This window comes from Pseudomonas sp. MAG733B, assembly GCF_036884845.1.
Lineage (GTDB): Bacteria > Pseudomonadota > Gammaproteobacteria > Pseudomonadales > Pseudomonadaceae > Aquipseudomonas.
The window spans coordinates 3,282,822-3,305,650 of the sequence record NZ_CP145732.1; the positions used below are offsets into that span (position 1 = coordinate 3,282,822).

The window sequence follows — 22,829 nt, forward strand, 5'->3', positions numbered from 1 at the left end:
TATGCGGGGCGTTTTTTTCGGCTGGCTGTCAGTTCTTGTCCAGATCCACATTGCGCGTCTCAGGCAAACAGATCATCCCCACCACCAGGCTGACCCCGGTGATCAGCACCGGATACCACAGCCCGTAGAAGATGTCCCCGGTGTATACCACCAAAGCGAACGACACGGTCGGAAGGAAACCGCCAAACCAGCCGTTGCCGATGTGGTACGGCAGCGACATCGAGGTGTAGCGGATGCGGGTCGGGAACAGTTCGACCATCAGCGCCGCCAGCGGGCCGTAGCACATGGCGGAGATGATGATCAGCGCGACGATCAGCGCCACGATCATCGGCTTGTTGATCTGCTGCATGTCAGCCTGTTGCGGGTAACCGCCGAGGGTCACCGCGCCGCGCAGGGCGGCTTCGTCGAAACCGTCGATCTTCACGTCGCCAACGCTGACCTGCACGCCGCTGCCGGCCGGGGCTGCCGCGCTCTGATATGGCAGGCCCTGCTTGACCAGGAAGGTCTTGACCTTGTCGCACGGGCTATCAAATTTCGCCTTGCCCACCGGGTCGAACTGGAAAGTGCAAGTGGCCGGGTCGGCCAGTACCGTGATCGGTGCCTGTCGGCTGGCCAGGTCGATGGCCGGGTTGGCGTAGTGGGCCAGGGTCTTGAAGATCGGGAAGTACAGAACCGTGGCCAGCAACAGGCCGAGCATCAGCACCGGTTTGCGCCCGACCTTGTCCGACAGCCAGCCGAAGAAAATGAAGAACGGCGCGCCAATGGTCACGCTGACGATCAGCAGGCCGTTGGCCACGGCCGGGTCCATTTTCAGGAACTGGGTAAGGAAAAACAGCACGTAGAACTGCGCCGCATAGAAGGTTACGGCTTGGCCGGCGTTGATGCTGAACAGGGCGATCAGCACGACCTTGAGGTTTTCCCATTTGCCGAAGGAATCGCGGATCGGCGATTTGCAGAGCTTGCCTTCCTCTTTCATTTTCACGAAGGCGGGGGACTCATGCAGGCTCAGGCGAATCCAGGTCGAGATGCCCAGCAGAATGATGGAAAACAGGAACGGAATGCGCCAGCCCCAGACTTCGAACTGATCGCCAGTGAAGTAGCGGCAGCCGAGTACCACCAGCAACGACAGCAACAGGCCGAGGGTGGCGGTGGACTGAATCCAGCTGGTGTGGAAGCCGCGTTTGCCAATCGGCGCGTGTTCTGCCACGTAAGTCGCAGCACCGCCGTACTCGCCGCCCAGGGCCAGGCCCTGAAGCATGCGCAGCACCACGAGGATGATCGGCGCGGCGATGCCGATGCTGGCGTAGGTCGGCAACAAGCCGACGCAGAAGGTCGCCAGGCCCATGAGGACAATGGTCGCGAGGAAGGTGTATTTACGCCCGATCATGTCCCCCAACCGACCGAACACCAGCGCACCAAACGGCCTCACGATGAAACCGGCGGCGAAGGCCATCAGGGCAAAGATGAACGCCGTGGTGTCGTTGACCCCGGCGAAAAACTGCTTGCTGATCACCGCCGCGAGGGCGCCATAAAGGAAAAAGTCATACCACTCGAACACCGTGCCGAGTGATGAAGCGAAGATGACTTTCTGCGTTTCCTGGCTGGTGCCCGCGCTGCGCACGGCTTCCAGGGGCTGAACATGTTCTGACATATCGGTATCCCTCACAGTGATTGTTTTTGTTGTTCCACTGATGTTGCGTATTCCTTGCAGGGGTGATGCTCGATGTCCGTGGATCTAAGGCCAACTCTGTGGGAGCGAGCCTGCTCGCGATAGCGGTGGATCAGGCAACATTGATGTTGAATGTCATTCCGTCATCGCGAGCAGGCTCGCTCCCACATCTATGGATACCCCCATTTCTGCAATACTGTTTTTGATGTGTGTTTGGCTTGCTTTCATCTATCCGGCGTCTGGGGGACGACCCTGCGCCTCGATGAGAATCGCGCCTGACGGCCCTTCATAGGGAGAAGGCTTTTTCAGCCTTGTGGGAGCCCAGGGTAGTCGTCAGGCCGGTTGGCCGTTCACGTCATCTGTTATCCAGCATCGCAAAACCAGGTGGGTGGTGCTCGGGTGGCAGCGGGGTCAAGCGTTCATCGCGCTTGACCCCGCCTTGAATTCATCATGGTGAGCGGCGATCGACCAGGCGATTCTTGCCAGTTTGTTGGCCAGGGCGCAGACCACACGGTTGGAATGATGGCGAGCCAGTAGCTGGCGAACCCAATCGGCTAGCGCTCCTGTCTGTCGTTCCAGCCCCATCAGATACACACGGGCGCATTGAATGAGCAGTCGCCTTTGATTTCGGTCACCGCGTTTGCTGATACCCAAAAGTACGGTCTTGCCACCGGTGGAATGTTGTTTGGGCACCAGCCCAATCGAGGCTGAATAGTCTCGACCGCACTTGAACTGCTGGCCGTTGCCCAACTCCGCAGCCAGGACGCTGGAGGTGATCGGGCCTACGCAAGGTATCGTCATCAGGCGAGAAGCCAGATCATCTTCAGCGGCTTGGCGTTCAACCTGCTTGTCCAGCGCCTTGACCTGCCCGTCCAGGTAGTTGAAGTGCGCATGCAGTCCCAGCAGGATTTGTTTGATCAGCGCAGAAAATGAGCATTCCTCCAGCAGCGCTGGCAGTTCTTTGATGGAGTGAAAGCCTGGGGACAGGCTGATACCGACCTCCAACAGGCCGGCGTGAATCCGATTGACCGTAGCGGTGCGCTCCTTGATGTAGGACTCGCGCACTGAGTTGAGCATGGCCAGCGCTTGTTGCGCTTCGGTTTTCGGGGACACAAAACGCATGGTCGGGCGGCTCGCCGCCTCGCAAATCGCCATGGCATCGGCGAAGTCGTTCTTGTTGCTTTTTACATAAGGACGCACGAGATGAGGCGCTATGAGCCTGGGCATATGCCCCCATTTTGCTGCTTCTCGTGCCATATAGTGGGCGCCGCCACAGGCTTCCATCACCACCGTGCACGGTTCAAGGTTGGCCAAGTGCCTGGCCAGTCCCGCGCGATTGAATTTCTTGTGGTAGAGCTCATGACCGCGATCATCTTGAGCATGCAGATGGAAGGTATGTTTCCCTAGATCGATAGCGACAATAGTTACGTTGTTCATGGCAATGGCCTCCGAAAGACACCCTGTGAAAGCTTAGAGAGCAATCACAGGGTGTGAGGGGGTAGCCATTTCATTAGGGATTGTGTTTGCAACTGAACTCAGAATGAGCTGCGCCGCCTTTTCGGCGATCATCAGCGTAGGTGAACAGGTGTTGCCCGAGGTGATGCGCGGCATGATCGAGGCGTCGGCGATGCGCAGGCCGGGAATGCCGTGCACGCGCAGTTCGGCGTCGACCACGGCATCGGCGTCGTTACCCATCCGGCAGGTGCCGACCGGATGGAAAATCGTCGTGCCGATACGTGCGGCGGCTTCGTGCAAGTCTTCTTCGCTTTGCAGGCTGTCACCGGGCAGGTACTCGACCGGTTTGAACGCCTTCAGGGCGGGCGCGGCGACAATGCGCCGGGTCAGGCGGATCGCATCGGCGGCGACGCGCAAGTCCTCCGGATGACTCAGGTAATTGGGTTGAATCAACGGCGCTTCCTGCGGATTGGCCGAGCGGATTTCCACCCGGCCACGGCTTTGCGGACGCAAGTCGCAGACCGACGCAGTGAACGCCGGAAACGCGTGCAACGGTTCGCCGAAGCGCTCCAGCGACAGGGGTTGCACGTGGTATTCGAGATTGGCTGAGGTCTGCTCCGGCCCGGAGCGGGCGAACGCACCGAGCTGACTCGGCGCCATCGACAGCGGGCCGCTGCGGTCGTACAGATAACGCAAGCCCATGCCCATCTTGCCCCACACGCTGCCAGCGATCTGATTGAGCGTGCGTGCGTTTTCCAGTTTGTAGATCAGGCGCAGTTGCAGGTGATCCTGCAAGTTAGCGCCGACGCCGGACAATTCATGGACGACGCCGATGCCCAGGCGTTGCAGCAGTGGGCGAGGGCCGATGCCGGAGCGTTGCAGAATGCTCGGTGAACCCACGGAACCGGCGCAGAGGACGATTTCCTTGCGTGCCTTGAAGGTCTTCGCCTGATTTTGCCAGCGGGCGCTGACCGCTGACGCGCGGCCGTTTTCCAGCAATACGCGGTCGACTTCGACGCCGGTCAACACAGTCAGATTGGGGCGATTGCGCACAGGTTTGAGAAACGCTTTCGCCGCGTTCCAGCGAATGCCGGCCTTCTGGTTGACCTGGAAGTAACCGCAACCCTCGTTGTCGCCCTGATTGAAGTCGTCGATGCTGGCAATGCCGCTTTGCTCGGCGGCGCTGCGGAAGGCATCGAGAATCGGCCAGGACAGGCGCTGGCGTTCGACCCGCCAGTCGCCGCTGGCGCCGTGGAACTCCGAGTCGCCGGCAAAGTGGTTTTCGCTTTTCTTGAACAGCGGCAGCACATCCTGCCAGCGCCAGCCGGGATTGCCGTCGGCGGCCCAGCCGTCGTAATCGCCAGCCTGGCCGCGCATGTAGATCATGCCGTTGATCGACGAGCAGCCGCCCAGTACTTTGCCGCGCGGGTAACTTAGGGTGCGGCCTTGCAGGCCGGGTTGCGCTTCGGTCTTGAAGCACCAGTCGGTGCGCGGGTTGCCGATGCAGAACAGGTAACCGACGGGGATGTGAATCCACGCGTAGTTATCGCGGCCACCGGCTTCGAGCAGCAGCACCCGGTGTTGCGGGTTGGCCGACAGTCGATTGGCCAGCAAACAACCGGCCGGCCCGGCGCCGACCACGATGTAGTCGTATTCATCAAGGGAAGACTGCATCCCTGACCTCGTCTTGTTGTTCTTGTTGTCGGTCATCTTAGTTGTTAGCTTTCGTCAAAAGAATGTTAGTTTTTGCGCAGCTGCTGTGCGTTTTTAAACAACGACGACCTAAGGATGGACGATGTTCGACTGGAATGACCTGCGGTTTTTTCTCGAACTACAGCGTAGCGGGCGTTTGCTGACCGCTGCTCGCCGTTTGAACACCACTCACGCCACCGTGGCGCGGCATATCGAGGCCGTTGAAAAGAGCCTCGGCACCGCGCTGTTCGTGCAGCATGCCCAAGGTTATGAACTGACCCCGGCCGGCGAAGCGCTGCTCAAACACGCCGAGGCTATGGAAAACGTCGCGTTGCTGGCCCAGGAAGAAATCACCCAGTCCACGGCGCCACTCGGCAAGATTCGCGTTGGTGTCACGGAAGGGTTGGGCATCATGTTTCTTGCCAGTCGCATGAACGGTTTGTTCGAGCGCTATCCGGGACTGGAGGTGGAACTGGTCGCGGTGCCGCGCTTTGTCAGCATTCTCAATCGCGAAGCGGAAATCAGCATTCACCTCGAACGCCCGTCCGCCGACATGCTGGTGACGCGCAAACTCACTGACTATCGCCTGGCGCTATACGCCAGCCAGGACTACCTCGACCGCGCGCCAGCGCTGGGCAGTCGCGAGGACCTGGGGCGACACGCGTGGATCGGCTACGTCGACGACTTGCTGTTCAGTCAGGAATTGATGTTCCTCAACAGTTTCTGCCGCAACCCACAAGTGGTCTTTCACAGCACCAGTGTGATTGCCCAGCAGCAGGCTGCGCGCGCGGGTTTGGGGATTGCGGTGTTGCCGTGCTACATGGCCAGCGCCGATCCCGGTCTGGTGCCGTTGTTTCCCGATGAAAGCATTCTGCGCAGTTACTGGATCAGCACCCGGCGTGAGTTGCACAAGTCAGTGCGGTTGCGGGTGATGTGGGATTACGTGGTGGAGTTGTGTGAGCGCGAGCAAGGCCTACTGCTAGGTCCCAATCCCTCGTAGGAGCACAGCTTGCTCGCGATGAACGATAACTCGGTGGGCCAGATTTGACGCCATCGCGAGCAAGCTTTGCTCCTACATGTGCGGTGGTCTAGTCACGGATTTCAAACGCCGTACTGGCCAGCCGCTCGCCATTGACCATCACATGCACCACATGCTTTCCCGCATAGTGCTTGCGAGTGGTCAGCTCCTTGATGTGCTGCCCACGGCTCAGACGTTCAGTGCCATTGCCCGGCAGCGTCAGGCCCTTGAGCTTGAACACCTTCGCCGAAGTGCTGCCGTTGGCTTTCACGTAATCGATGGCGTAATCAATCACCAGCCGCTGGCTGTCTGCGACCGTGGATTTGACGGCAAAGGACAGGGTGATTTTTTCTCCGAGGCCAATCACCGGCGGGTGGACCCGCACATCGATGATCTCGACTTCAGGCTTGCCCCCCGCACCAATGATCGCCAACGCCCGCTGGTTGCCCTGTTTGATCAGGCTGCGCAGCGCATGTTTGGCGATCCACGTGGTGTGTTTGTTGTCCAGCGACCAGCCCTCGATCAAGTCCAAGACCCACTCGGGATGATCCTTGGTGATGTCGTTGAGGTGGTTGGCTACGGATTTGCGTACATAAAGGCTGGGGTCGGCCTTGAGGTTGTCGAGGATGCTCGCGGCCAGATTCGGGTCGGCCTGGACCTGTTCCAGGCGAAACGACCACGGCAGGCGCGGGCGGCAACCTTCGCTGGCCAGGCGCCGGACGTGTTCGTTGTCGTCCAGCGACCAGTCGTGCATCAGCTTCAATGAGCGCTCGATGTCGCTGCGCAGGAAATGGCGAATGGCGAATTCCGAAGAACCGAACGCGGTGAAGTACTTGAGCGCGTCCATCGACACGTCGAAGCGATCGGCCCCGTAAGCCGCCACGTATTGCGGCAGGCACATACTGACAAAGCCGCTGTTGAGACGCGGGGCGAGGGCGCGCAATACCTCAAGCGATGCTTCAAAATCCAGCGGCAGTACCGCGTGCAGGCATTCGCTGACGCGGGCCATGCGCTGCATCACCGAGAGATCCGCCAGGCCGGTCTTGGCCAGTTTCAGAAAAGCCTTGGCGTCGAATGCGGGATAGACCGCCGTCACCTCGGTGGCGATGTGCTGGAGGCGCTCGGCGTTGAAGATTTCCTTGAGGGCGGGGGCGGATTGGTCGTCGGACATTGTGGGTTCCTTGAGATTTGTTATTGATCCGGTACACCGCGTTATCGTTCATCGCGGGCAAGCCTTGCTCCTACAGATTGATGTGTTTTTAGTAATGGACACATAACCTGTAGGAGCAAGGCTTGCCCGCGATGGGGGCCGCATGGCCGCCTCATTTATTGGCGGTTTGCTCTTCCAACTGATCCGACTCAAACAACCTCGCCAGTTCCGCCCGCGCTTCCTGCGCCGTCTGCTTGACCTTCACCGCGTCGTCATAAATCGCATGCTGGGCTTCGAGCACCTGTTCGTCGTGATGCTTGAAGCGCTTGATCCGCGCATCGGCCTGGGCCTGGGTCAATCCCAGGCCGATCAGCGTCTGCCGGCTCATTTCCAGGCTGGAATAAAAGGTCTCGCGCACCGCGTGGGCGCCCACGTCCATCAGCCGATGCACATGCTGGCGGTTACGCGCGCGGGCGATGATCTTGATGTGCGGGTAGAGCTTGTGCACCAGTTCGGCGGTCTTGATGTTGGTGTCCGGATCGTCGGTGGCGATGACGAAGAATTCGGCTTCGCCAACCTTGGCCGCGCTGAGGATTTCCGGGCGCATCGGGTCGCCGTAGAACACCGGCACGCCGCCGAAGCTGCGGGACAGTTCGATGGTTTCCACCGAGGTGTCGAGGGCGACGAACTTGATGTTCTGCGCCCGCAGGATACGGGCGACGATCTGGCCCATGCGACCCATGCCAGCGATCACCACGCGAGGTTCGTCGGTATCGATGTCGCGGAATTTCTCCGGTACGACCACCGGTTGCACCTTGGGGCTGACCAGGCGCGCGCAGACCAGCAGCAACAAGGGTGTGAGGGCCATGGACAAGGTGATTGCCAGGACCAGCAAGTCATACAGGCGCGGCTCGAACAGGCTGTGATCACGGCCGATCTTGAACACCACGAAGGCAAACTCACCGCCGGCCGCCAGCACGATGCCGAGGCGAATAGCACTGACCTTGCTCAAGCCGCCGGCCAGGCGTCCGACGATAAACAGCAGCGGCAACTTGACGGCGATCAGCAGCACCGTCAGCCCCAATACCACGATGGGCTCGCGCAGCAGCAGACTGAGGTTCGCGCCCATGCCGACGCTCATGAAAAACAGTCCCAGCAGCAGCCCCTTGAACGGTTCGATCTGCGCTTCCAGTTCGTGCCGGTATTCGGAGTCCGCCAGCAGCAGACCGGCAAGGAATGCGCCGAGGGCCATGGAAATGCCGGCCAGATCCATCAACCATGCGGTGCCCATGACCACCAGCAACGCGGTCGCGGTGGACACTTCCGGCAAACCGCTTTTGGTGACGATGCGGAACACCGGGCGCAGCAGATAGCGTCCGCCGACCACCACAATCGCAATGCTGACCAGCACCCGCAGACCCTGGTTCACATCGTCAGCCGCACTTAGGTTTTGATCGCTGCCTGCCAGCAGCGGCACCATGGCGATCAACGGGATCGCGGCGATGTCCTGGAACAACAGGATCGCGAACGCCAGACGCCCGTGGGGGCTGGTCAGTTCCTTGCGTTCGGCCAGGCTTTGCAGGCCAAACGCGGTGGACGACAGGGCCAGACCTAGACCCAGCACGATCGCACTGTTCAACGGTTGTCCGAATACAAACAACGCCAGCACGCCGAGCACTGTTCCCGTCAGCAGCACCTGCGCCAGGCCCACGCCGAACACCGCCTTGCGCATCACCCACAACCGTCGTGGCGACAACTCTAGACCAATGATGAACAGCAGCAACACCACGCCGAGTTCCGAGATGTGCGCGACGCTTTCCGGGTTGCCGATCAGGCCGAGTACCGACGGGCCAATGATCACCCCGGCAAACAGATAACCGAGCACCGCCCCCAGTTGCAGACGCTTGGCCAGGGGAACGGTGAGCACGGCCGCGAGCAGAAAAACGACTGCGGCTTGCAACAGACTGCCTTCATGGGGCATGGCGAAAACTCCATCAACTCGGTACGGCGGGGGCGACAAGGATAAAGGCTCGATCCGGTCGCGTCAGCATAGCGCTGGAACTTAGTTGTTACATTTTGCATTAATTGGTTACATTCATAGAATAAGCGGATCAATCTGATCCGAGCGCTGAGTTCACCCCATGGCCATCAATTTCGACCTCAACGATCTGCAAGCTTTTCGCGCCGTGGTGGAGCAGGGCAGCTTTCGCAAGGCTGCCGACACGGTACGCATCTCCCAGCCAGCCCTGAGCCGGCGCATCGAAAAGCTCGAAGACGCGCTCGGTGTCAGGTTGTTCGAACGCACCACCCGCAAGGTCAGCCTGACCCAGGCCGGGCGCGGTTTCATGCCCAGCGTAGAACGCTTGCTAGACGATCTGGACGTGGCGCTGCTGGGCATCAGCGAAGTCGCTTCGACCCGACTTGGCCACGTCACTGTCGCCTGCGTGCCGTCGGCGGCGTACTACTTCATGCCGCGAGTCGTCGCGCACTATCACCGGCAATTTCCGCGGATCAAGGTCAAGGTGCTGGATTCCAGCGCCCATGAAGTGTTGAGCGCGGTGGTCAATGGCGAAGCCGATTTCGGCCTGAGCTTCATGGGCACGCTGGAGGCCGAAGTCGATTCCGAGCCGCTGGTGCAGGAAAGCTACGTGGTGGCCTGTCGGCGCGATCACCCATTGGCCGGACGCAGCAGCGTGACCTGGGACGAGTTTTATCAGCAGGATTACATCTCGCTGGACAAGACCTCGGGCAACCGGTTTTTGCTCGATCAGGCTTTGACCGGTGTGGTGCCGCAGCGGCCAAGCATCTGCGAAACCCGGCATGTGACGACGATGATCGGACTGGTGGAGGCGGGGTTGGGCGTCGCGGCGGTGCCATTGATGGCGATGCCGGCAGCGGATCACCCGATTCTGACGCGGGTGCCACTGACTGATCCGCAAGTGATGCGCAGCGTCGGTCTGATCAAGCGCCGGGGGCGAACCCTGACCCCGGCAGCCCTTGAACTGGAACGGTTGGTGGTGGAAATGAAAGTCCGTGAGCCTGCGGTCAGCGGCTGACTGAATCCAGGCCGGTGGCTTTTACGTCCGGTTGCGCCTGGGCCGATGCCATGTACTCAAGCAATGCCTTGGCCTCGGCGGGGTGTTGTGCGCCCACCGGAATACCGGCGGCAAACCGGGTGACCGACTGCACCGACTCCGGAATCTTCGCCACAAAACTCACGCCCGGCACCGGCAGCAATTCGCTGACCTGCTGGAAGCCCAATTGATAGTCGCCCGTGGCAACCACTGAGCCCACGGGGATTTTCGGCACCATGGTCGACTTGGCTTTGAGCTGATCCTCGATACCCAGGCGTTTGAACAACTGCTGCTCGATGTACACGCCACTGGCGCTGTCGGAATAGGCCACGGATTTGGCGTCCAGCAGCGTCTTTTTCAGGCTGTCAACCGAGCTGATGTCCGGTTTCGGTGCACCTTCGCGCACCACCAGACCAATCCGCGAATCGGCCAGTTCAACCCGAGAGGCCGGGTCGACTTTGCCTTGCTTGATCAGATCGTCCAGCGCGTAGCCGACCATGATCACCACGTCGGCTTTCTCTCCGCGCGCCAGGCGATTGGGGATCGCTTCCGGGGCCTTGCCCATCGATGGGCCGAGTGCGGTGTCGAGGCTGTTGCCGGTGGACGCCGCGAATTTCGGGCCGAGGATTTTGTAAGCCGCGGTGAAGCCGCCGGAGGTCATCACACGGATTTCTTCGGCCTGCGCCGCAGCACTGAAGGCCAGGCTGACGAGCAAGCCAAGGGCCGCAACATTGAATAGCTTTTTCATTGGCGATTTCTCTGAGAGGGCTGATTCACGAAAGGGCGGGTTGCAGGCGCCCGCCGGTGCGGCGATAGAGGTACAGCGTTGCGCACAACGCACAGAGCGCAGCGATACTCATCCAGTAACCGGGTGCCGCCTTGTCGCCGGTGTACTGGATCAGGAAGGTCGACATCGCCGGGGTGAACCCGCCAAACACTGCGGTGGCCAGGCTGTAAGCCAGAGAGAAACCGGCCACTCGGACTTGCACCGGCATGATTTCCGTCAGCGCCGGAATCATCGCGCCGTTGTACAAGCCATAAATGAACGACAGCCACAGCAGCACCAACAGCATGTTGATGAAGCTCGGTGCCTGCACCAGGTACGACAGCGCCGGATAGGTCGAGGCCAGCGCCAGCAGAGCCATGGCGATCAACACCGGGCGACGGCCGATACGGTCGGAGAGTGCGCCACCAATCGGCAACCAGAAGAAATTCGACACACCCACCAGCAAGGTCACCAGTAGCGCATCGGAGGTGCTCAGGTGCAGCACGGTTTTGCCGAAAGTCGGCGCATACACGGTGATCAGGTAAAACGCGGTGGTGGTCAGGGCGACCATCATCATCCCGGCGAACACGATCACCCAGTTCTGCGCCAGCGTGCGGAACACCTCGCCCATGCTCGGGCGATGCTTGCGGGCGGCGAACTCTTCGGACTCTTCCAGGTTACGGCGCAGGAAGAAAATGAACGGCACGATCATGCAGCCAATGAAGAACGGAATCCGCCAACCCCAGTCGGCAATCATCGCCGGCGCCATCCATTGGTTCAGGCCATAGCCCAACGCTGCGGCGACGATGATCGCCACTTGCTGGCTGCCCGACTGCCAACTGGTGAAAAAGCCTTTATTGCCTGGCGTGGCGATCTCCGAGAGATACACCGAGACACCACCCAATTCCGCGCCTGCCGAGAAGCCTTGCAGCAATCGGCCAATCAACACGAGGGCCGGGGCGAACAGGCCGATGGTTTCATAACCGGGGACCAGCACAATCAAAATCGTGCCGCTGGCCATGATCGAGAGCGTAACGATCAGCCCTTTGCGCCGACCGACATCATCGATGTAGGCACCCAACACCACGGCCCCGAGCGGGCGCATCAAGAACCCTGCGCCGAACACGGCAAAGGTCATCATCAGCGAGGCGAATTCGCTGCTGGCGGGGAAGAACACTGCAGCGATCTGCGTGGCGTAGAAGCCGAAAAGGAAGAAGTCGAACTGTTCGAGGAAGTTGCCCGAGGTGACCCGGAAAATGGCGCTGGCGCGAGAGCGTCCGCGCGGGATTGAGGCTGTCATCGATAAATACTCCACCGCTTTTATGACGTGCGCTGCCTGGACGCGGCGCACGGTTCTTATTGGGGCGGATAGTGGAGCAGGGGGATCGATATGTTAATTGCATAGTTGGCATGTATTGATGTGTGAAGTGGATCAATGCTGTGGGCGGCGCAGATCCAGCCATTCACTCAGCCCGGCTGACCACCTGCTCTCCCAACCGATACTGATTGTTCCCACTACGCTTGGCCTCATACATCGCCAGGTCGGCAATATGGATCAGCCGGTCCATGCTCGGCGCATGATCCGGGAACACGGCGACCCCGAGGCTGGTGCCGATGTGGCGCTGGTCGTTGCCGATACTCATGGGCGGGGAGAGTTCGACAAAGATTTTCTGGCAGATACTGCGGGCTTCGTCTTGCAGGCTGCCTCCTTGGGGCAGGTTCTGGAAGATGACCACGAACTCGTCGCCGCCGATGCGGGCGACGGTGTCGGTGGCGCGGAGGATTTTTTTCAGTCGTGTGGCGGTGGTGATCAGGACTCGATCGCCGGCCGCGTGTCCGTAATGGTCGTTGATCGCCTTGAAGCCATTGAGGTCGACGAACACCAGCGCCACCCGGGTTGCGCTGACCCGCGCCTGTTCCAGTGCCTCGGATAATCGCTCTTCGAGAACCAGCCTGTTGGGTAACCCGGTCAGCGGGTCAAAATGGGCCAGGTGTCGCAGGTAAGTGGCGGAAGCTTTTTCCTCGGTGATATCGCGCACCACGCCCATCATCTTGATCGTTTCATCGTGGTTGTTCTTCACCACGTTGCCGGTTTCCCGCAACCAGCGGATGGTGCCGTCGGGCCAGACCACGCGGTATTCCTCGTCGTGATTTTCGCCGGTGGCCAGGCAGCGCAATTCGCCGGCGCGAACCCTGGCCCGATCGTCCGGGTGCACGCAGGAACAGAACAGTGCGTAGGAGGGCGTCACTTCGCCGATCTTGAAACCGAACATGCCGTAGATCGCCTCGGACCAGTAGAGTTTGTCGGTGTCGACATCCCAGTCCCAAGTGCCGATGCGGGCAAAGTATTGGCTGCGTTTAAAGCGCTCGACGTCGCCGTCCTGACGAATGTTCTGGCCTTCGGCGAGGCTGTTGATGATGTCGCGATACTCGGCCAATTGCCTGCGCAACTTGCGCTCGCGGCAGATCAGCACGACGATCAGAACAAGCATTACCGAGCCGACGGCGGCGCTGGTCCAGAGCAGGGTCATTCAGGGATGGCCATCATGGCGTCATAAACCCCAGGTGTTGGTGATGGTTAGCTTAGTTCAGGGTAACTTCGGCAAACAGCCGCAAACGGTGGTCAAGCGAGGGCAAAGGTTGCCAATCGACAGCAAATCTGGGAAAACGGCGCCCATCGGCCCTTGGGCGAACGAGCATACGAGTGAAATTAATGAATGACGAGCTTCAGGTAATCGATCTACAGGTGGGTGACGGTAAAGCCGCCATCAAAGGCGCATTGATCACCACCCAATACCGTGGCTGGCTGGAAGACGGGACTGAATTCGATTCTTCCTACAGCCGGGGCAAGCCTTTCCAGTGTGTGATTGGCACCGGTCGGGTGATTAAAGGTTGGGATCAAGGCCTGATGGGCATGCAAGTCGGTGGCAAGCGCAAGTTGCTGGTGCCGGCGCATCTGGCCTATGGCGAGCGCACGATGGGCAAGATCACGCCGAATTCGAATCTGGTTTTTGAGATTGAGTTGCTGGAAGTGCTGACGCGGGATGATTGAGGGTGATAGCTGAGCTGTTGTGGTGGGCGGTAAGTCCCACCACAGTGTCCTGTATTTGAACGCTCGCCGGGTCAGGTAAATGCGTCCATATCATCGAGCGTATCCGCGATGATTCCTTCCAGCGAAGGATATTTTTGCTTTACGGTTTCGAGTGCCGGAAGGACCACTTCCTTGTCCAGTTTTCCGTGCCTGCGAGCTATATGACCAAGCGCGGTGACGGCGGATGCTGCAACCGATTCAGTTCCATTCTCGAGATGCTTCAGGCAAACGATCTGAGCCCAAACTCTGTCTTGTTCATTCAAACCTATTGAAATCAAAGCGGTGACAATGTCCGTTTCTAAGTCGCTATCAAGAAGACTGACCGCTTCGTCGTGACTAATTGATGGATCCTGATAGAGAAAACTCACTTTTTAGCTCCCCGGAATTTTTGCGCTAGCCCTAGGCGCAGTGTTTTCTACTCTCGTAGCCCATGAAAAGATCCAGTTCAACAGGCATCTGCTCTTTGAGAATTGAAGAGATTTGCCGGACCTGCTCGTCGGATAGCAGCCATTCTCCATCCGCGCTTTCGCTTGGACTTTTCCAGCCGAGAACAGTCATGACAAGGGCATCAAGCTCTGGTTGAACGGTCAGCTCGTTTTTTAATGAGTCATCCTCGGCATCACCTTTTAAGAAGCCGCTAATCCATAAAACCATAACTGTCCTATCAATCTATTCTGCAATGCTCGGTTCTGCGGGCCATGAGCGTCCTTGTTTCATTTTCTGATAGCGATGCGGACGCTAAATCAGGCTGCACTTTATAGATGTAAGGTGTTTCTGAAGCATCTGTGGGAGAGAGCCTGCTCGCGATGAGCGATGACGCTGACCGTCCTTGGTCGCAAGGAGATCAGCGCGCGGTTTGGGTTGCAGGTGCCGATGTCAGAAGCGCGCTCGGCAATAGCCTTTAAAAAACATCATGTTTGTGCTTCTATATATTGATATTTATAGAGTTATTAGCGAATCGTATATCCGCTATCGACCACCCAATCCTGCCCGATGACATTGCGGGCGCCGTTGCCAAGCTGGAACAGAATCACGTCGGCGACGGCTCCGGCTTCCAGGAACTGGCCGTCCAACAGCCGCAGGTTGACTGCATTGGCCACGTCGCTCAGCTCTTCGCTCTTCAAGCCCAGGGTGGACCAGATCGGCGTGGCGGTAGGGCCGGGCGACACGGTGTTGATGCGGATGCCGTGCGGCGCCAATTCAACCGCCAAGGTGCGGGCATGATGGATCAACGCAGCTTTGGAGGCGATGTAGGCGGCCAACCCAGGGAAGGTTACTTGCGCCAGGAAGGTGCCGATGAACACCACCGAGGCGGATGCCGCCAGTTGCCCGCGCAGGCAGGCCAGGGTGTTCAGCGCGCCGGCGCCATTGACCGCCCATTGCCGGTCGAACGCGGTCAGGTCCAGGCCATCGGCCAACTCTGCAATGCCAGCGTTCGGCACCAGATAACTCACCGGGCCCATGGTTGCAGCCTGTTTCGCCAGCCGCGTCAGATCATCGGGTTGCGTGACATCGCCGGCGACCCATGACAGCTGAGTCGTGAAGCGCTCCGCCAATTCACCGAGTCCGCCGATCTGGCGGGACATTGCCAACACGCGGGCACCTTGAGCCAGTAGCCGCTCGGCGACGGCCAGACCGATTCCCGAACTGGCACCGGTGACGACGGCGAGGCGATCCTGAAATGTATTGTTCATAAACGATGTTCCTTTGGTCAGTGAGCGTTCACAGGTCACGTACCAAAAATCAGGCCAATGTGAAGAGGCTTGAAGCGCGGGCGTTTGTGGCGGGTGAGGGTTATTTTGACTCGATGTGCATGTTGTCATTAAGACCGCTTCTGGTCTTTTTGACTGAGTAAAAAACTCAGGATTTACAGCGGCTTACAGCGAGCTTCAAATCCGTGATCTGACTAAAAAAATCGAAACTGGGTCTGTTTTTTATCGTGATCTTTCAGTAGCGTCGGTGCGATTCAACTCTCATCAGCAGGAAACCCATGTCGTCATTCAATGAATTCCGGGAGATGGTTCAACAGCTGGATGCTGCTTACCGACACTGGACCGGCGAACGCCTGCCGGCACCGGATTCGCTGAGCGAAGACGAGCGCCTGGCCTGGTTGCATGCCCGGGCACCCTACGCCTTGCTGGCCCATGGCACTGAAGCCGATCCGCTGTTCTATTACGCCAACGAGCAGGCGCTCGCCAGTTTCCAATATCCGCGCGAGCAGTTCATCGGTATGCCTTCGCGTTTCAGCGCATCACCGCTGGACCGGGAAATGCGCCAGACCCTACTTGAGCAAGTCACGGCCAAGGGCATTGCCCACGGCTACAGCGGCTATCGGGTGGACCGCATGGGGCAAGCCTTCATGATTCATGAAGGCAGTGTCTGGACGCTGCTGGACGAGCAGGGCGTTCGCTGTGGCCAGGCCGCGTTGTTCTGGCCGGACCCGGAGCGCGTGGGGCAACTCGGCTAGATCGGCCGTGCGATCGGGCAAAAAAATCGCCGCCTTCGAGTACCGAGGGCGGCGATTTTTTATTGCGGATGGGCGTCAGGTCAAACCTTGACGATCCAGCCCGCTGGCGCTTCGATGTCGCCGGTCTGCACGCCGGTCAGCTCTTTGTAGAGCTTCTGGGTGATCGGGCCGACTTCGGTTTCGCTGTGGAACACGTGCAGGTGATCGTTGTAGTCGATGCCGCCAATCGGCGTGATCACGGCAGCAGTGCCGCAAGCACCGGCTTCCTTGAAGTCCGACAGCTTGTCGATCAGCACGTCACCTTCAACCACTTCCAGGCCCAGACGGGACTTGGCCAGCTCGATCAGCGACAGGCGGGTGATGCCCGGCAGTACCGACGGCGAGTTCGGGGTCACGAACTTGTTGTCGTGGGTGATCCCGAAGAAGTTGGCCGAACCGACTTCCTCGATCTTGGTGTGGGTCATCGGATCCAGGTAGATGGCGTCGGCGAAGTTGGCTTTCTTGGCCTTGGAGCCCGGCATCAGGCTGGCGGCGTAGTTGCCACCGACCTTGGCGGCGCCGGTGCCTTGTGGTGCGGCACGGTCGTAGCTGGAGATCTGGAAGTTGTGCGGGGTCAGGCCGCCCTTGAAGTAGGCGCCGACCGGGATGCAGAAGATCGAGAAGATGAACTCGGGTGCGGTGCGCACGCCGATGTTGTCACCCACGCCGATCACGAACGGACGCAGGTACAGCGCGCCGCCGGTGCCGTAAGGCGGGATGAAGCGCTCGTTTGCGCGAACCACTTCTTTACAGGCTTCGATGAACTGCTCGGTGTCGACTGTCGGCATCAACAGGCGCGCGCAGCTGCGTTGCATGCGCAGGGCGTTCTGGTCCGGGCGGAACAGGTTGATCGAGCCGTCTTTGCAACGATAGGCCTTCATGCCTTCGAAGCACTGCTGGCCATAGTGAAGAGCAGTCGAGCCTTCGCTGATGTGCAGCACGTTATCTTCGGTCAGGGTGCCTTTGTCCCACTCGCCATTGCGAAAGTACGACAGATAGCGCTTGTCGGTCTTGATGTAGTCAAAACCCAGCTTGTCCCAATTGATGCTTTCGTTACCCATGACACCCTCTATCACTGAACAACCGTCGAAACGGTTCAAGGCTTCTGACGTTTTTTTGGATGGGGACAACAATACTTCATTCCGGGCCTGTTTCGCAGCCCGGACTATCGGATGACAGACAGATAAATCACGCAGGCCTCAAGAAATCGCTAGCAGGCTAGCTCCCACAGGGGAACGCATTCCAAATGTGGGAGCCAGCCTGCTGGCGATGGGGCCATCCCTGCCAACCTCAGTTACAGGTGCAGCGCATGACCTAGTGCCCGCAACGCCGCTTCCTGCACCGCTTCACCCAGCGTCGGATGCGCATGAACGGTGCCGCCGATGTCTTCCAGCCGTGCGCCCATTTCCAGGCTTTGCGCGAACGCCGTGGACAGTTCGGACACCCCGACACCCACCGCCTGCCAGCCGACAATCAGATGATTGTCCCGACGGGCGACCACACGCACGAAGCCGCTTTTCGATTCCAGTGTCATCGCCCGGCCATTGGCGGCGAACGGGAAACTGGAAACGATGCAATCCAGGCCGGCAGCCTTGGCTTCATCCGGGGTCTTGCCGACCACCACCAGTTCCGGGTCGGTGAAGCACACGGCGGCGATGGCGGTAGGGTTGAACTCGCGGGACTTCCCGCTGATCAGCTCGGCAACCATCTCGCCTTGGGCCATGGCCCGGTGGGCGAGCATCGGTTCGCCGCTGAGGTCGCCGATGGCGTAGACGTTGCGCATGCTGGTCTGGCAGCGGTTGTCGATCTTGATCGACGAACCGTTCATGTCCAGGTTCAGCGCTTCGAGGTTCCAGCCCTGAGTGTTCGGTTTACGGCCCACGGCCACCAGCACCTGATCGGTTTCCAGGTTCAGGGTGTCGCCGCTCGGTTCCAGAACTTGCAAGGTATTACTAGAAGAATCAAATCCTTGCACGCTGTGTTTCAAGTAAAGCTTCACGCCGAGTTTTTTCAGTTCGTCTTGCACCGGTTGGGTCAGCTCAGCATCGTAGGCCGGCAGGATGCGATCCTGCGCTTCCACCACGCTAACGTCCGCACCGAGCTTGCGATAGGCAATGCCCAGTTCCAGACCGATGTAGCCGCCACCGACCACGATCAGCCGCTTGGGAACCGAACTCGGTGCCAACGCTTCGGTGGAGGAGATGATCGGACCACCAATCGGCAGCATCGGCAGGTTCACGCTCTTGGAACCGGTGGCCAGCACCAGGTGTTCGCATTGAATGCGCGTGTCGCCGACGTCGACGGTTTTACCGTCAACCACCTTGGCCCAACCTTGCACTACCTGGACCTTGTTCTTTTTCAGCAATGCCGCAACGCCGGTGGTCAGGCGATCAACGATGCCGTCCTTCCACTCGACGCTCTTGGTGATGTCGAGGGTTGGTGCCGAAACGCTGATACCCAGAGCCGAATGCTGGCTGTGGTATTGCGTCTGGTGAAACTGCTCGGCGACGTGAATCAACGCCTTGGACGGAATGCAGCCGATGTTCAGGCAAGTGCCGCCCAGGGATCCGCCTTCCACCAGAATGGTCGGGATGCCCAACTGACCAGCACGGATCGCCGTTACATAACCGCCAGGGCCGCCGCCGATGATCAGCAGCTTGGTGTTCAAAGTTTGCATTCGTTACTCCACAAACAAGGTGGCGGGTTGTTCGAGCAAGCCACGGATGGCCTGGATGAAGAGCGCCGCGTCCATGCCGTCGACCACGCGGTGATCGAAGGAGCTGGAGAGGTTCATCATCTTGCGGATCACGATCTGGCCCTTGATGACCATTGGCCGTTCGACGATTTTGTTCACGCCAATGATTGCCACTTCCGGCAGGTTCAGCACCGGTGTGCTGACGATGCCGCCCAACGCGCCGAGGCTGGTCAGGGTGATGGTCGAGCCGGACAATTCATCGCGGCTGGCCTTGCCGTTGCGCGCAGCGGTGGCCAAGCGAGAGATTTCTGTCGCGCTGTCCCACAGGCTGCGGGCTTCGGCGTGACGTACCACCGGCACCATCAAACCGATGTCGGCCTGGGTGGCGATACCCACATGCACCGCGCCGAGGCGGGTGATGACCTGGGCTTCGTCGTCGTAACGGGCGTTGATCTGCGGGAAATCGCGCAGCGCGACGACCATTGCGCGGACCAGGAACGGCAGCAAAGTCAGCTTGCCGCGAGTGGCACCGTGTTTTTCGTTGAGGTGTGCGCGCAGCTCTTCCACGGCGGTGACGTCGATTTCTTCGACATAACTGAAATGGGCGGCACGCTGGGTGGCGTCCTGCATGCGCTGGGCGATCTTGCGGCGCATGCCGATCACCGGGATTTGTTCTTCGTCAGTGCGCTGGGTGTAGGCACTGTTGACCGTCGATGCATTGGACTGCCCCTGCGCCAGGTAGGCGTCGAGGTCTTCATGCAACACGCGACCGGCCGGGCCGGTGCCGCGCACCAGGCGCAGTTGAATGCCCAAGTCCAGCGCATGCTTGCGCACGGCTGGGGAGGCCAGCGGACGTTCATCCGCTTCACGAGCGACCATCGGACCCTGGCAAACGGCAGCTTTCGGCGCTGCGGCAGCCACCGGTTTGCGTTCCACTACGGCTTCGACTTTCGGTGCTGCGACCGGCGCTTCTTTTACAGGTGCCGGTTGCGCCGACTCCTTAACGTTGCCCGCGCCTTCGACTTCAATGCTGATCAGCACACTGCCGACCGCCATGACTTCGCCCGGCTGACCGCCGAGGGCGATGACCTTGCCATGCACCGGCGAAGGAATATCCACCATCGCTTTATCGGTCATGACATCGGCCAGCACCTGATCTTCGACGACCATGTCGCCGACCTTGACGTGCCACACCGACAATTCAACTTCTGCAATGCCTTCACCAATGTCCGGCATCTTAATAACGTGCGTGCCCATTCAGACCTCCATGACCCGTTTCAGAGCCGCGCCCACACGGGACGGGCCAGGGAAATACGCCCACTCTTGCGCGTGCGGGTAGGGAGTGTCCCAACCAGTGACGCGTTCGATCGGCGCTTCCAGGTGGTGGAAGCAGTGCTCTTGCACCAACGACACCAGTTCAGCGCCGAAACCGCAGGTGCGGGTGGCTTCATGGACTACCACGCAGCGGCCGGTTTTCTTCACCGACTTGACGATGGTTTCCAGGTCCAGCGGCCACAGGCTGCGCAGGTCGATGACTTCGGCGTCGATGCCGGTTTCTTCAGCGGCGACCTGCGACACGTACACGGTGGTGCCGTAAGTCAGGATGGTCACGTCCTTACCCGGACGGGTAATGGCGGCGACGTCCAGCGGCACGGTGTAGTAGCCGTCCGGCACTTGCGCGGCAGGGTGTTTCGACCACGGGGTTACCGGGCGGTCGTGATGGCCGTCGAACGGGCCGTTGTACAGGCGCTTTGGCTCCAGGAAGATCACCGGGTCATCGTTTTCGATGGAAGCGATCAGCAGGCCCTTGGCGTCATACGGGTTGGATGGCATGACGGTGCGCAGACCGCACACCTGCGTGAACATCGCCTCGATGCTCTGGCTGTGAGTCTGGCCACCATAGATGCCGCCGCCGCAGGGCATGCGCAGGGTCATCGGTGCGGTGAACTCACCGGCCGAGCGATAACGCAGGCGGGCGGCTTCGGAGATGATCTGGTCGGACGCCGGGTACACATAGTCGGCGAACTGGATCTCGGCCACCGGGCGCAGACCGTAGGCGCCCATGCCAACGGCGACGCCAACGATGCCGCTCTCGGAGATCGGCGCGTCGAACACGCGGGAGGTGCCGTATTTGTTCTGCAGGCCTTCGGTGCAGCGGAACACGCCGCCGAAGTAGCCGACGTCCTGGCCGAACACCACGACGTTGTCGTCACGCTCAAGCATCACATCCATGGCCGAGCGCAGGGCCTGGATCATGGTCATGGTGGTCGTGGTCATGGCGGTGTCCAACTGGATATTGTTGTTGTGATCGTTCATGTCAGATCCCCAGCTCTTGACGCTGGCGCTTCAAGTGCTCCGGCATCTCTTTGTAGACGTCTTCGAACATGGTCGCGGCGCTTGGAATCTGGCCACCGGCCAAGGTGCCGAATTTCTCGGCTTCTTTCTGCGCGGCGATGACTTCGGCTTCCAGTTCGGCGCTGACGGCGGTGTGTTCCTCTTCGGACCACTGGCCGACCTTGATCAGGTGCTGCTTGAGGCGCGCGATCGGATCGCCCAACGGGAAGTGGCTCCAGTCATCGGCCGGACGGTATTTCGATGGATCATCGGAAGTGGAGTGCGGGCCGGCGCGGTAGGTGACCCATTCGATCATGGTCGGGCCGAGGTTGCGGCGGGCGCGTTCGGCAGCCCAGGCCGAGGCGGCGTAGACCGCGTAGAAATCGTTGCCGTCGACCCGCAGCGAGGCGATGCCGCAACCGACGCCACGACCGGCGAACGTGGTGGCTTCCCCACCGGCAATCGCCTGGAAGGTGGAGATCGCCCACTGGTTGTTGACCACGTTGAGGATCACCGGCGCACGGTATACGTGGGCGAAAGTCAGGGCGGTGTGGAAGTCAGATTCAGCAGTGGCGCCGTCGCCGATCCAGGCCGAAGCGATTTTGGTGTCGCCCTTGATCGCCGAGGCCATGCCCCAGCCCACAGCCTGGATGAATTGGGTCGCGAGGTTGCCGGAAATGGTGAAGAAGCCGGACTCTTTCACCGAATACATGATCGGCAACTGACGTCCCTTGAGCGGATCGCGCTCGTTGGACAGCAGTTGGCAGATCAGGTCCACCAGCGGTACGTCGCGGGCCATCAGGATGCTTTGCTGACGGTAGGTCGGGAAGCACATGTCGTCGATGTTCAAGGCCAAGGCCTGAGCGCTGCCGATGGCTTCTTCGCCAAGGCTCTGCATGTAGAACGACATTTTCTTCTGACGCTGGGCGACCACCATGCGGTTGTCGTAGATCCGCGTCTTGAGCATGGCGCGCATGCCTTTGCGCAGGATCTCGGTGGGTACGCCTTCGGCCCACGGACCCAAGGCGTTGCCCTTATCGTCGAGCACGCGAATCAGGCCGCGGGCCAGATCGGCCGTTTCGGCGGGTTCAACGTCGATTGGGGGTTTGCGCACCGTGCCGGCATCGGTCAGATGCAGGTAGGAGAAGTCGGTTTTGCAGCCGGGACGGCCCGAAGGTTCAGGGACGTGCAGGCGCAGCGGTTCGTACGCTTGGGTCATGGCTTCTACGCTCGATCTTGTGAATTTCTTGTAGTGAGCTGACAGATTTCGTTCGTTGGAAGAAATCTTGTCCTACAACAATCATAGGCCCGGCCAAGAAGAATATTTCTCTCTGTTTCATTGCGCTAATGATCATTTGCAGATAAAAAATCTGCATAAA

The 22,829-nt window shown here is 59.8% G+C and carries 20 protein-coding genes; 4 read left to right on the top strand and 16 right to left on the bottom strand.

The features are described 5' to 3' along the window. Positions 1–28: 28 nt before the first annotated feature. From V6Z53_RS15275 to V6Z53_RS15285, 3 genes are all read right to left on the bottom strand, one after another. Entirely contained in the window at positions 29–1,651 is a 1,623-nt protein-coding gene (locus V6Z53_RS15275; RefSeq protein WP_338586385.1) for an MFS transporter, read from the bottom strand. Between the two features lie 429 nt (positions 1,652–2,080). Continuing rightward, positions 2,081–3,106 carry an IS110 family transposase gene (locus V6Z53_RS15280; RefSeq protein ID WP_338580500.1) on the bottom strand — a complete coding sequence of 342 codons (1,026 nt, stop codon included), beginning with the start codon at positions 3,104–3,106 and terminating at the stop codon, positions 2,081–2,083. A 33-nt stretch (positions 3,107–3,139) separates the two neighbouring features. Continuing rightward, positions 3,140–4,798 (bottom strand): GMC family oxidoreductase N-terminal domain-containing protein, encoded by a 1,659-nt coding sequence (locus V6Z53_RS15285; RefSeq protein WP_338586387.1) that lies wholly within the window; start codon positions 4,796–4,798, stop codon positions 3,140–3,142. Between the two features lie 121 nt (positions 4,799–4,919). Here V6Z53_RS15285 and V6Z53_RS15290 point away from each other — a divergent pair, with 121 nt between their 5' ends. Beyond that, on the top strand, positions 4,920–5,816 hold the full coding sequence (locus V6Z53_RS15290) for a LysR family transcriptional regulator (RefSeq protein WP_338586388.1): 897 nt from the start codon (positions 4,920–4,922) through the stop codon (positions 5,814–5,816). Positions 5,817–5,904: 88 nt separating this feature from the next. Here the strand turns inward: V6Z53_RS15290 and V6Z53_RS15295 are convergent, their stop codons facing one another. Together V6Z53_RS15295 and V6Z53_RS15300 are read right to left on the bottom strand one after the other, a co-directional pair. Next, a complete protein-coding gene (locus V6Z53_RS15295; RefSeq protein WP_338586389.1) occupies positions 5,905–7,005 on the bottom strand; it encodes a DNA alkylation repair protein in 1,101 nt (366 codons plus the stop codon). A gap of 151 nt (positions 7,006–7,156) precedes the next feature. Beyond that, entirely contained in the window at positions 7,157–8,965 is a 1,809-nt protein-coding gene (locus tag V6Z53_RS15300; protein ID WP_338586390.1) for a monovalent cation:proton antiporter-2 (CPA2) family protein, read from the bottom strand. A gap of 160 nt (positions 8,966–9,125) precedes the next feature. Between V6Z53_RS15300 and V6Z53_RS15305 the strand changes: the two genes are divergently transcribed. After that, the gene (locus V6Z53_RS15305; RefSeq protein WP_338586391.1) at positions 9,126–10,040 is read left to right on the top strand and encodes a LysR family transcriptional regulator; all 915 of its coding nucleotides are present in this window, start codon (positions 9,126–9,128) and stop codon (positions 10,038–10,040) included. Here the strand turns inward: V6Z53_RS15305 and V6Z53_RS15310 are convergent. The 3 genes from V6Z53_RS15310 to V6Z53_RS15320 form a co-directional block, all read right to left on the bottom strand. Next, complete coding sequence (locus tag V6Z53_RS15310; RefSeq protein ID WP_338586392.1) at positions 10,030–10,806, bottom strand: substrate-binding domain-containing protein; 777 nt, start codon at positions 10,804–10,806, stop codon at positions 10,030–10,032. The genes V6Z53_RS15305 and V6Z53_RS15310 overlap by 11 nt on opposite strands. Positions 10,807–10,831: 25 nt before the next feature. Continuing rightward, positions 10,832–12,124, bottom strand: coding sequence for an MFS transporter (locus V6Z53_RS15315; protein WP_338586393.1), 1,293 nt, complete (start codon positions 12,122–12,124; stop codon positions 10,832–10,834). Positions 12,125–12,287: 163 nt separating this feature from the next. Then, complete coding sequence (locus V6Z53_RS15320; protein ID WP_338586394.1) at positions 12,288–13,355, bottom strand: diguanylate cyclase; 1,068 nt, start codon at positions 13,353–13,355, stop codon at positions 12,288–12,290. A gap of 182 nt (positions 13,356–13,537) precedes the next feature. On the opposite strand from V6Z53_RS15320, the gene V6Z53_RS15325 reads away from it, so the two are divergent. Continuing rightward, positions 13,538–13,876, top strand: a complete 339-nt coding sequence (locus V6Z53_RS15325) for an FKBP-type peptidyl-prolyl cis-trans isomerase (RefSeq protein WP_338586498.1) — start codon at positions 13,538–13,540, stop codon at positions 13,874–13,876. A gap of 71 nt (positions 13,877–13,947) precedes the next feature. On the opposite strand, the gene V6Z53_RS15330 is transcribed toward V6Z53_RS15325, so the two are convergent. The 3 genes from V6Z53_RS15330 to V6Z53_RS15340 form a co-directional block, all read right to left on the bottom strand. Next, a complete protein-coding gene (locus V6Z53_RS15330) occupies positions 13,948–14,283 on the bottom strand; it encodes a hypothetical protein (RefSeq protein WP_338586395.1) in 336 nt (111 codons plus the stop codon). A 31-nt stretch (positions 14,284–14,314) separates the two neighbouring features. Continuing rightward, entirely contained in the window at positions 14,315–14,569 is a 255-nt protein-coding gene (locus V6Z53_RS15335; protein ID WP_338586396.1) for a pyocin S6 family toxin immunity protein, read from the bottom strand. A gap of 296 nt (positions 14,570–14,865) precedes the next feature. Continuing rightward, positions 14,866–15,609, bottom strand: a complete 744-nt coding sequence (locus V6Z53_RS15340) for an SDR family oxidoreductase (RefSeq protein ID WP_338586397.1) — start codon at positions 15,607–15,609, stop codon at positions 14,866–14,868. A 296-nt stretch (positions 15,610–15,905) separates the two neighbouring features. On the opposite strand from V6Z53_RS15340, the gene V6Z53_RS15345 reads away from it, so the two are divergent. Next, positions 15,906–16,382: an MEKHLA domain-containing protein gene (locus V6Z53_RS15345; protein ID WP_338586398.1), complete on the top strand. Its 477-nt coding sequence runs from the start codon at positions 15,906–15,908 to the stop codon at positions 16,380–16,382. Positions 16,383–16,462: 80 nt separating this feature from the next. Here V6Z53_RS15345 and V6Z53_RS15350 read toward each other — a convergent pair whose 3' ends face one another. The 5 genes from V6Z53_RS15350 to V6Z53_RS15370 all read right to left on the bottom strand — a co-directional run bounded on the left by V6Z53_RS15350 (position 16,463) and on the right by V6Z53_RS15370 (position 22,669). Next, positions 16,463–17,482: a branched-chain amino acid aminotransferase gene (locus V6Z53_RS15350; RefSeq protein WP_338586399.1), complete on the bottom strand. Its 1,020-nt coding sequence runs from the start codon at positions 17,480–17,482 to the stop codon at positions 16,463–16,465. Between the two features lie 233 nt (positions 17,483–17,715). Next, positions 17,716–19,098: a dihydrolipoyl dehydrogenase gene (lpdA, locus tag V6Z53_RS15355; RefSeq protein WP_338586400.1), complete on the bottom strand. Its 1,383-nt coding sequence runs from the start codon at positions 19,096–19,098 to the stop codon at positions 17,716–17,718. Between the two features lie 3 nt (positions 19,099–19,101). Next, positions 19,102–20,373: a dihydrolipoamide acetyltransferase family protein gene (locus V6Z53_RS15360; protein ID WP_338586401.1), complete on the bottom strand. Its 1,272-nt coding sequence runs from the start codon at positions 20,371–20,373 to the stop codon at positions 19,102–19,104. Beyond that, positions 20,374–21,432 carry an alpha-ketoacid dehydrogenase subunit beta gene (locus V6Z53_RS15365; RefSeq protein WP_338586402.1) on the bottom strand — a complete coding sequence of 353 codons (1,059 nt, stop codon included), beginning with the start codon at positions 21,430–21,432 and terminating at the stop codon, positions 20,374–20,376. Position 21,433: 1 nt separating this feature from the next. Continuing rightward, a complete protein-coding gene (locus V6Z53_RS15370) occupies positions 21,434–22,669 on the bottom strand; it encodes a 3-methyl-2-oxobutanoate dehydrogenase (2-methylpropanoyl-transferring) subunit alpha (protein WP_338586403.1) in 1,236 nt (411 codons plus the stop codon). Positions 22,670–22,829 lie beyond the last annotated feature (160 nt).

Bases quoted from the DNA above. Each gene is read 5' to 3' on its own strand.
- V6Z53_RS15275 (WP_338586385.1), bottom strand. From the start codon at position 1,651: ATGTCAGAACATGTTCAGCCCCTGGAAGCCGTGCGCAGCGCGGGCACC.
- V6Z53_RS15280 (WP_338580500.1), bottom strand. From the start codon at position 3,106: ATGAACAACGTAACTATTGTCGCTATCGATCTAGGGAAACATACCTTC.
- V6Z53_RS15285 (WP_338586387.1), bottom strand. From the start codon at position 4,798: ATGCAGTCTTCCCTTGATGAATACGACTACATCGTGGTCGGCGCCGGG.
- V6Z53_RS15290 (WP_338586388.1), top strand. From the start codon at position 4,920: ATGTTCGACTGGAATGACCTGCGGTTTTTTCTCGAACTACAGCGTAGC.
- V6Z53_RS15295 (WP_338586389.1), bottom strand. From the start codon at position 7,005: ATGTCCGACGACCAATCCGCCCCCGCCCTCAAGGAAATCTTCAACGCC.
- V6Z53_RS15300 (WP_338586390.1), bottom strand. From the start codon at position 8,965: ATGCCCCATGAAGGCAGTCTGTTGCAAGCCGCAGTCGTTTTTCTGCTC.
- V6Z53_RS15305 (WP_338586391.1), top strand. From the start codon at position 9,126: ATGGCCATCAATTTCGACCTCAACGATCTGCAAGCTTTTCGCGCCGTG.
- V6Z53_RS15310 (WP_338586392.1), bottom strand. From the start codon at position 10,806: ATGAAAAAGCTATTCAATGTTGCGGCCCTTGGCTTGCTCGTCAGCCTG.
- V6Z53_RS15315 (WP_338586393.1), bottom strand. From the start codon at position 12,124: ATGACAGCCTCAATCCCGCGCGGACGCTCTCGCGCCAGCGCCATTTTC.
- V6Z53_RS15320 (WP_338586394.1), bottom strand. From the start codon at position 13,355: ATGACCCTGCTCTGGACCAGCGCCGCCGTCGGCTCGGTAATGCTTGTT.
- V6Z53_RS15325 (WP_338586498.1), top strand. From the start codon at position 13,538: ATGAATGACGAGCTTCAGGTAATCGATCTACAGGTGGGTGACGGTAAA.
- V6Z53_RS15335 (WP_338586396.1), bottom strand. From the start codon at position 14,569: ATGGTTTTATGGATTAGCGGCTTCTTAAAAGGTGATGCCGAGGATGAC.
- V6Z53_RS15340 (WP_338586397.1), bottom strand. From the start codon at position 15,609: ATGAACAATACATTTCAGGATCGCCTCGCCGTCGTCACCGGTGCCAGT.
- V6Z53_RS15345 (WP_338586398.1), top strand. From the start codon at position 15,906: ATGTCGTCATTCAATGAATTCCGGGAGATGGTTCAACAGCTGGATGCT.
- V6Z53_RS15350 (WP_338586399.1), bottom strand. From the start codon at position 17,482: ATGGGTAACGAAAGCATCAATTGGGACAAGCTGGGTTTTGACTACATC.
- lpdA (WP_338586400.1), bottom strand. From the start codon at position 19,098: ATGCAAACTTTGAACACCAAGCTGCTGATCATCGGCGGCGGCCCTGGC.
- V6Z53_RS15360 (WP_338586401.1), bottom strand. From the start codon at position 20,373: ATGGGCACGCACGTTATTAAGATGCCGGACATTGGTGAAGGCATTGCA.
- V6Z53_RS15365 (WP_338586402.1), bottom strand. From the start codon at position 21,432: ATGAACGATCACAACAACAATATCCAGTTGGACACCGCCATGACCACG.
- V6Z53_RS15370 (WP_338586403.1), bottom strand. From the start codon at position 22,669: ATGACCCAAGCGTACGAACCGCTGCGCCTGCACGTCCCTGAACCTTCG.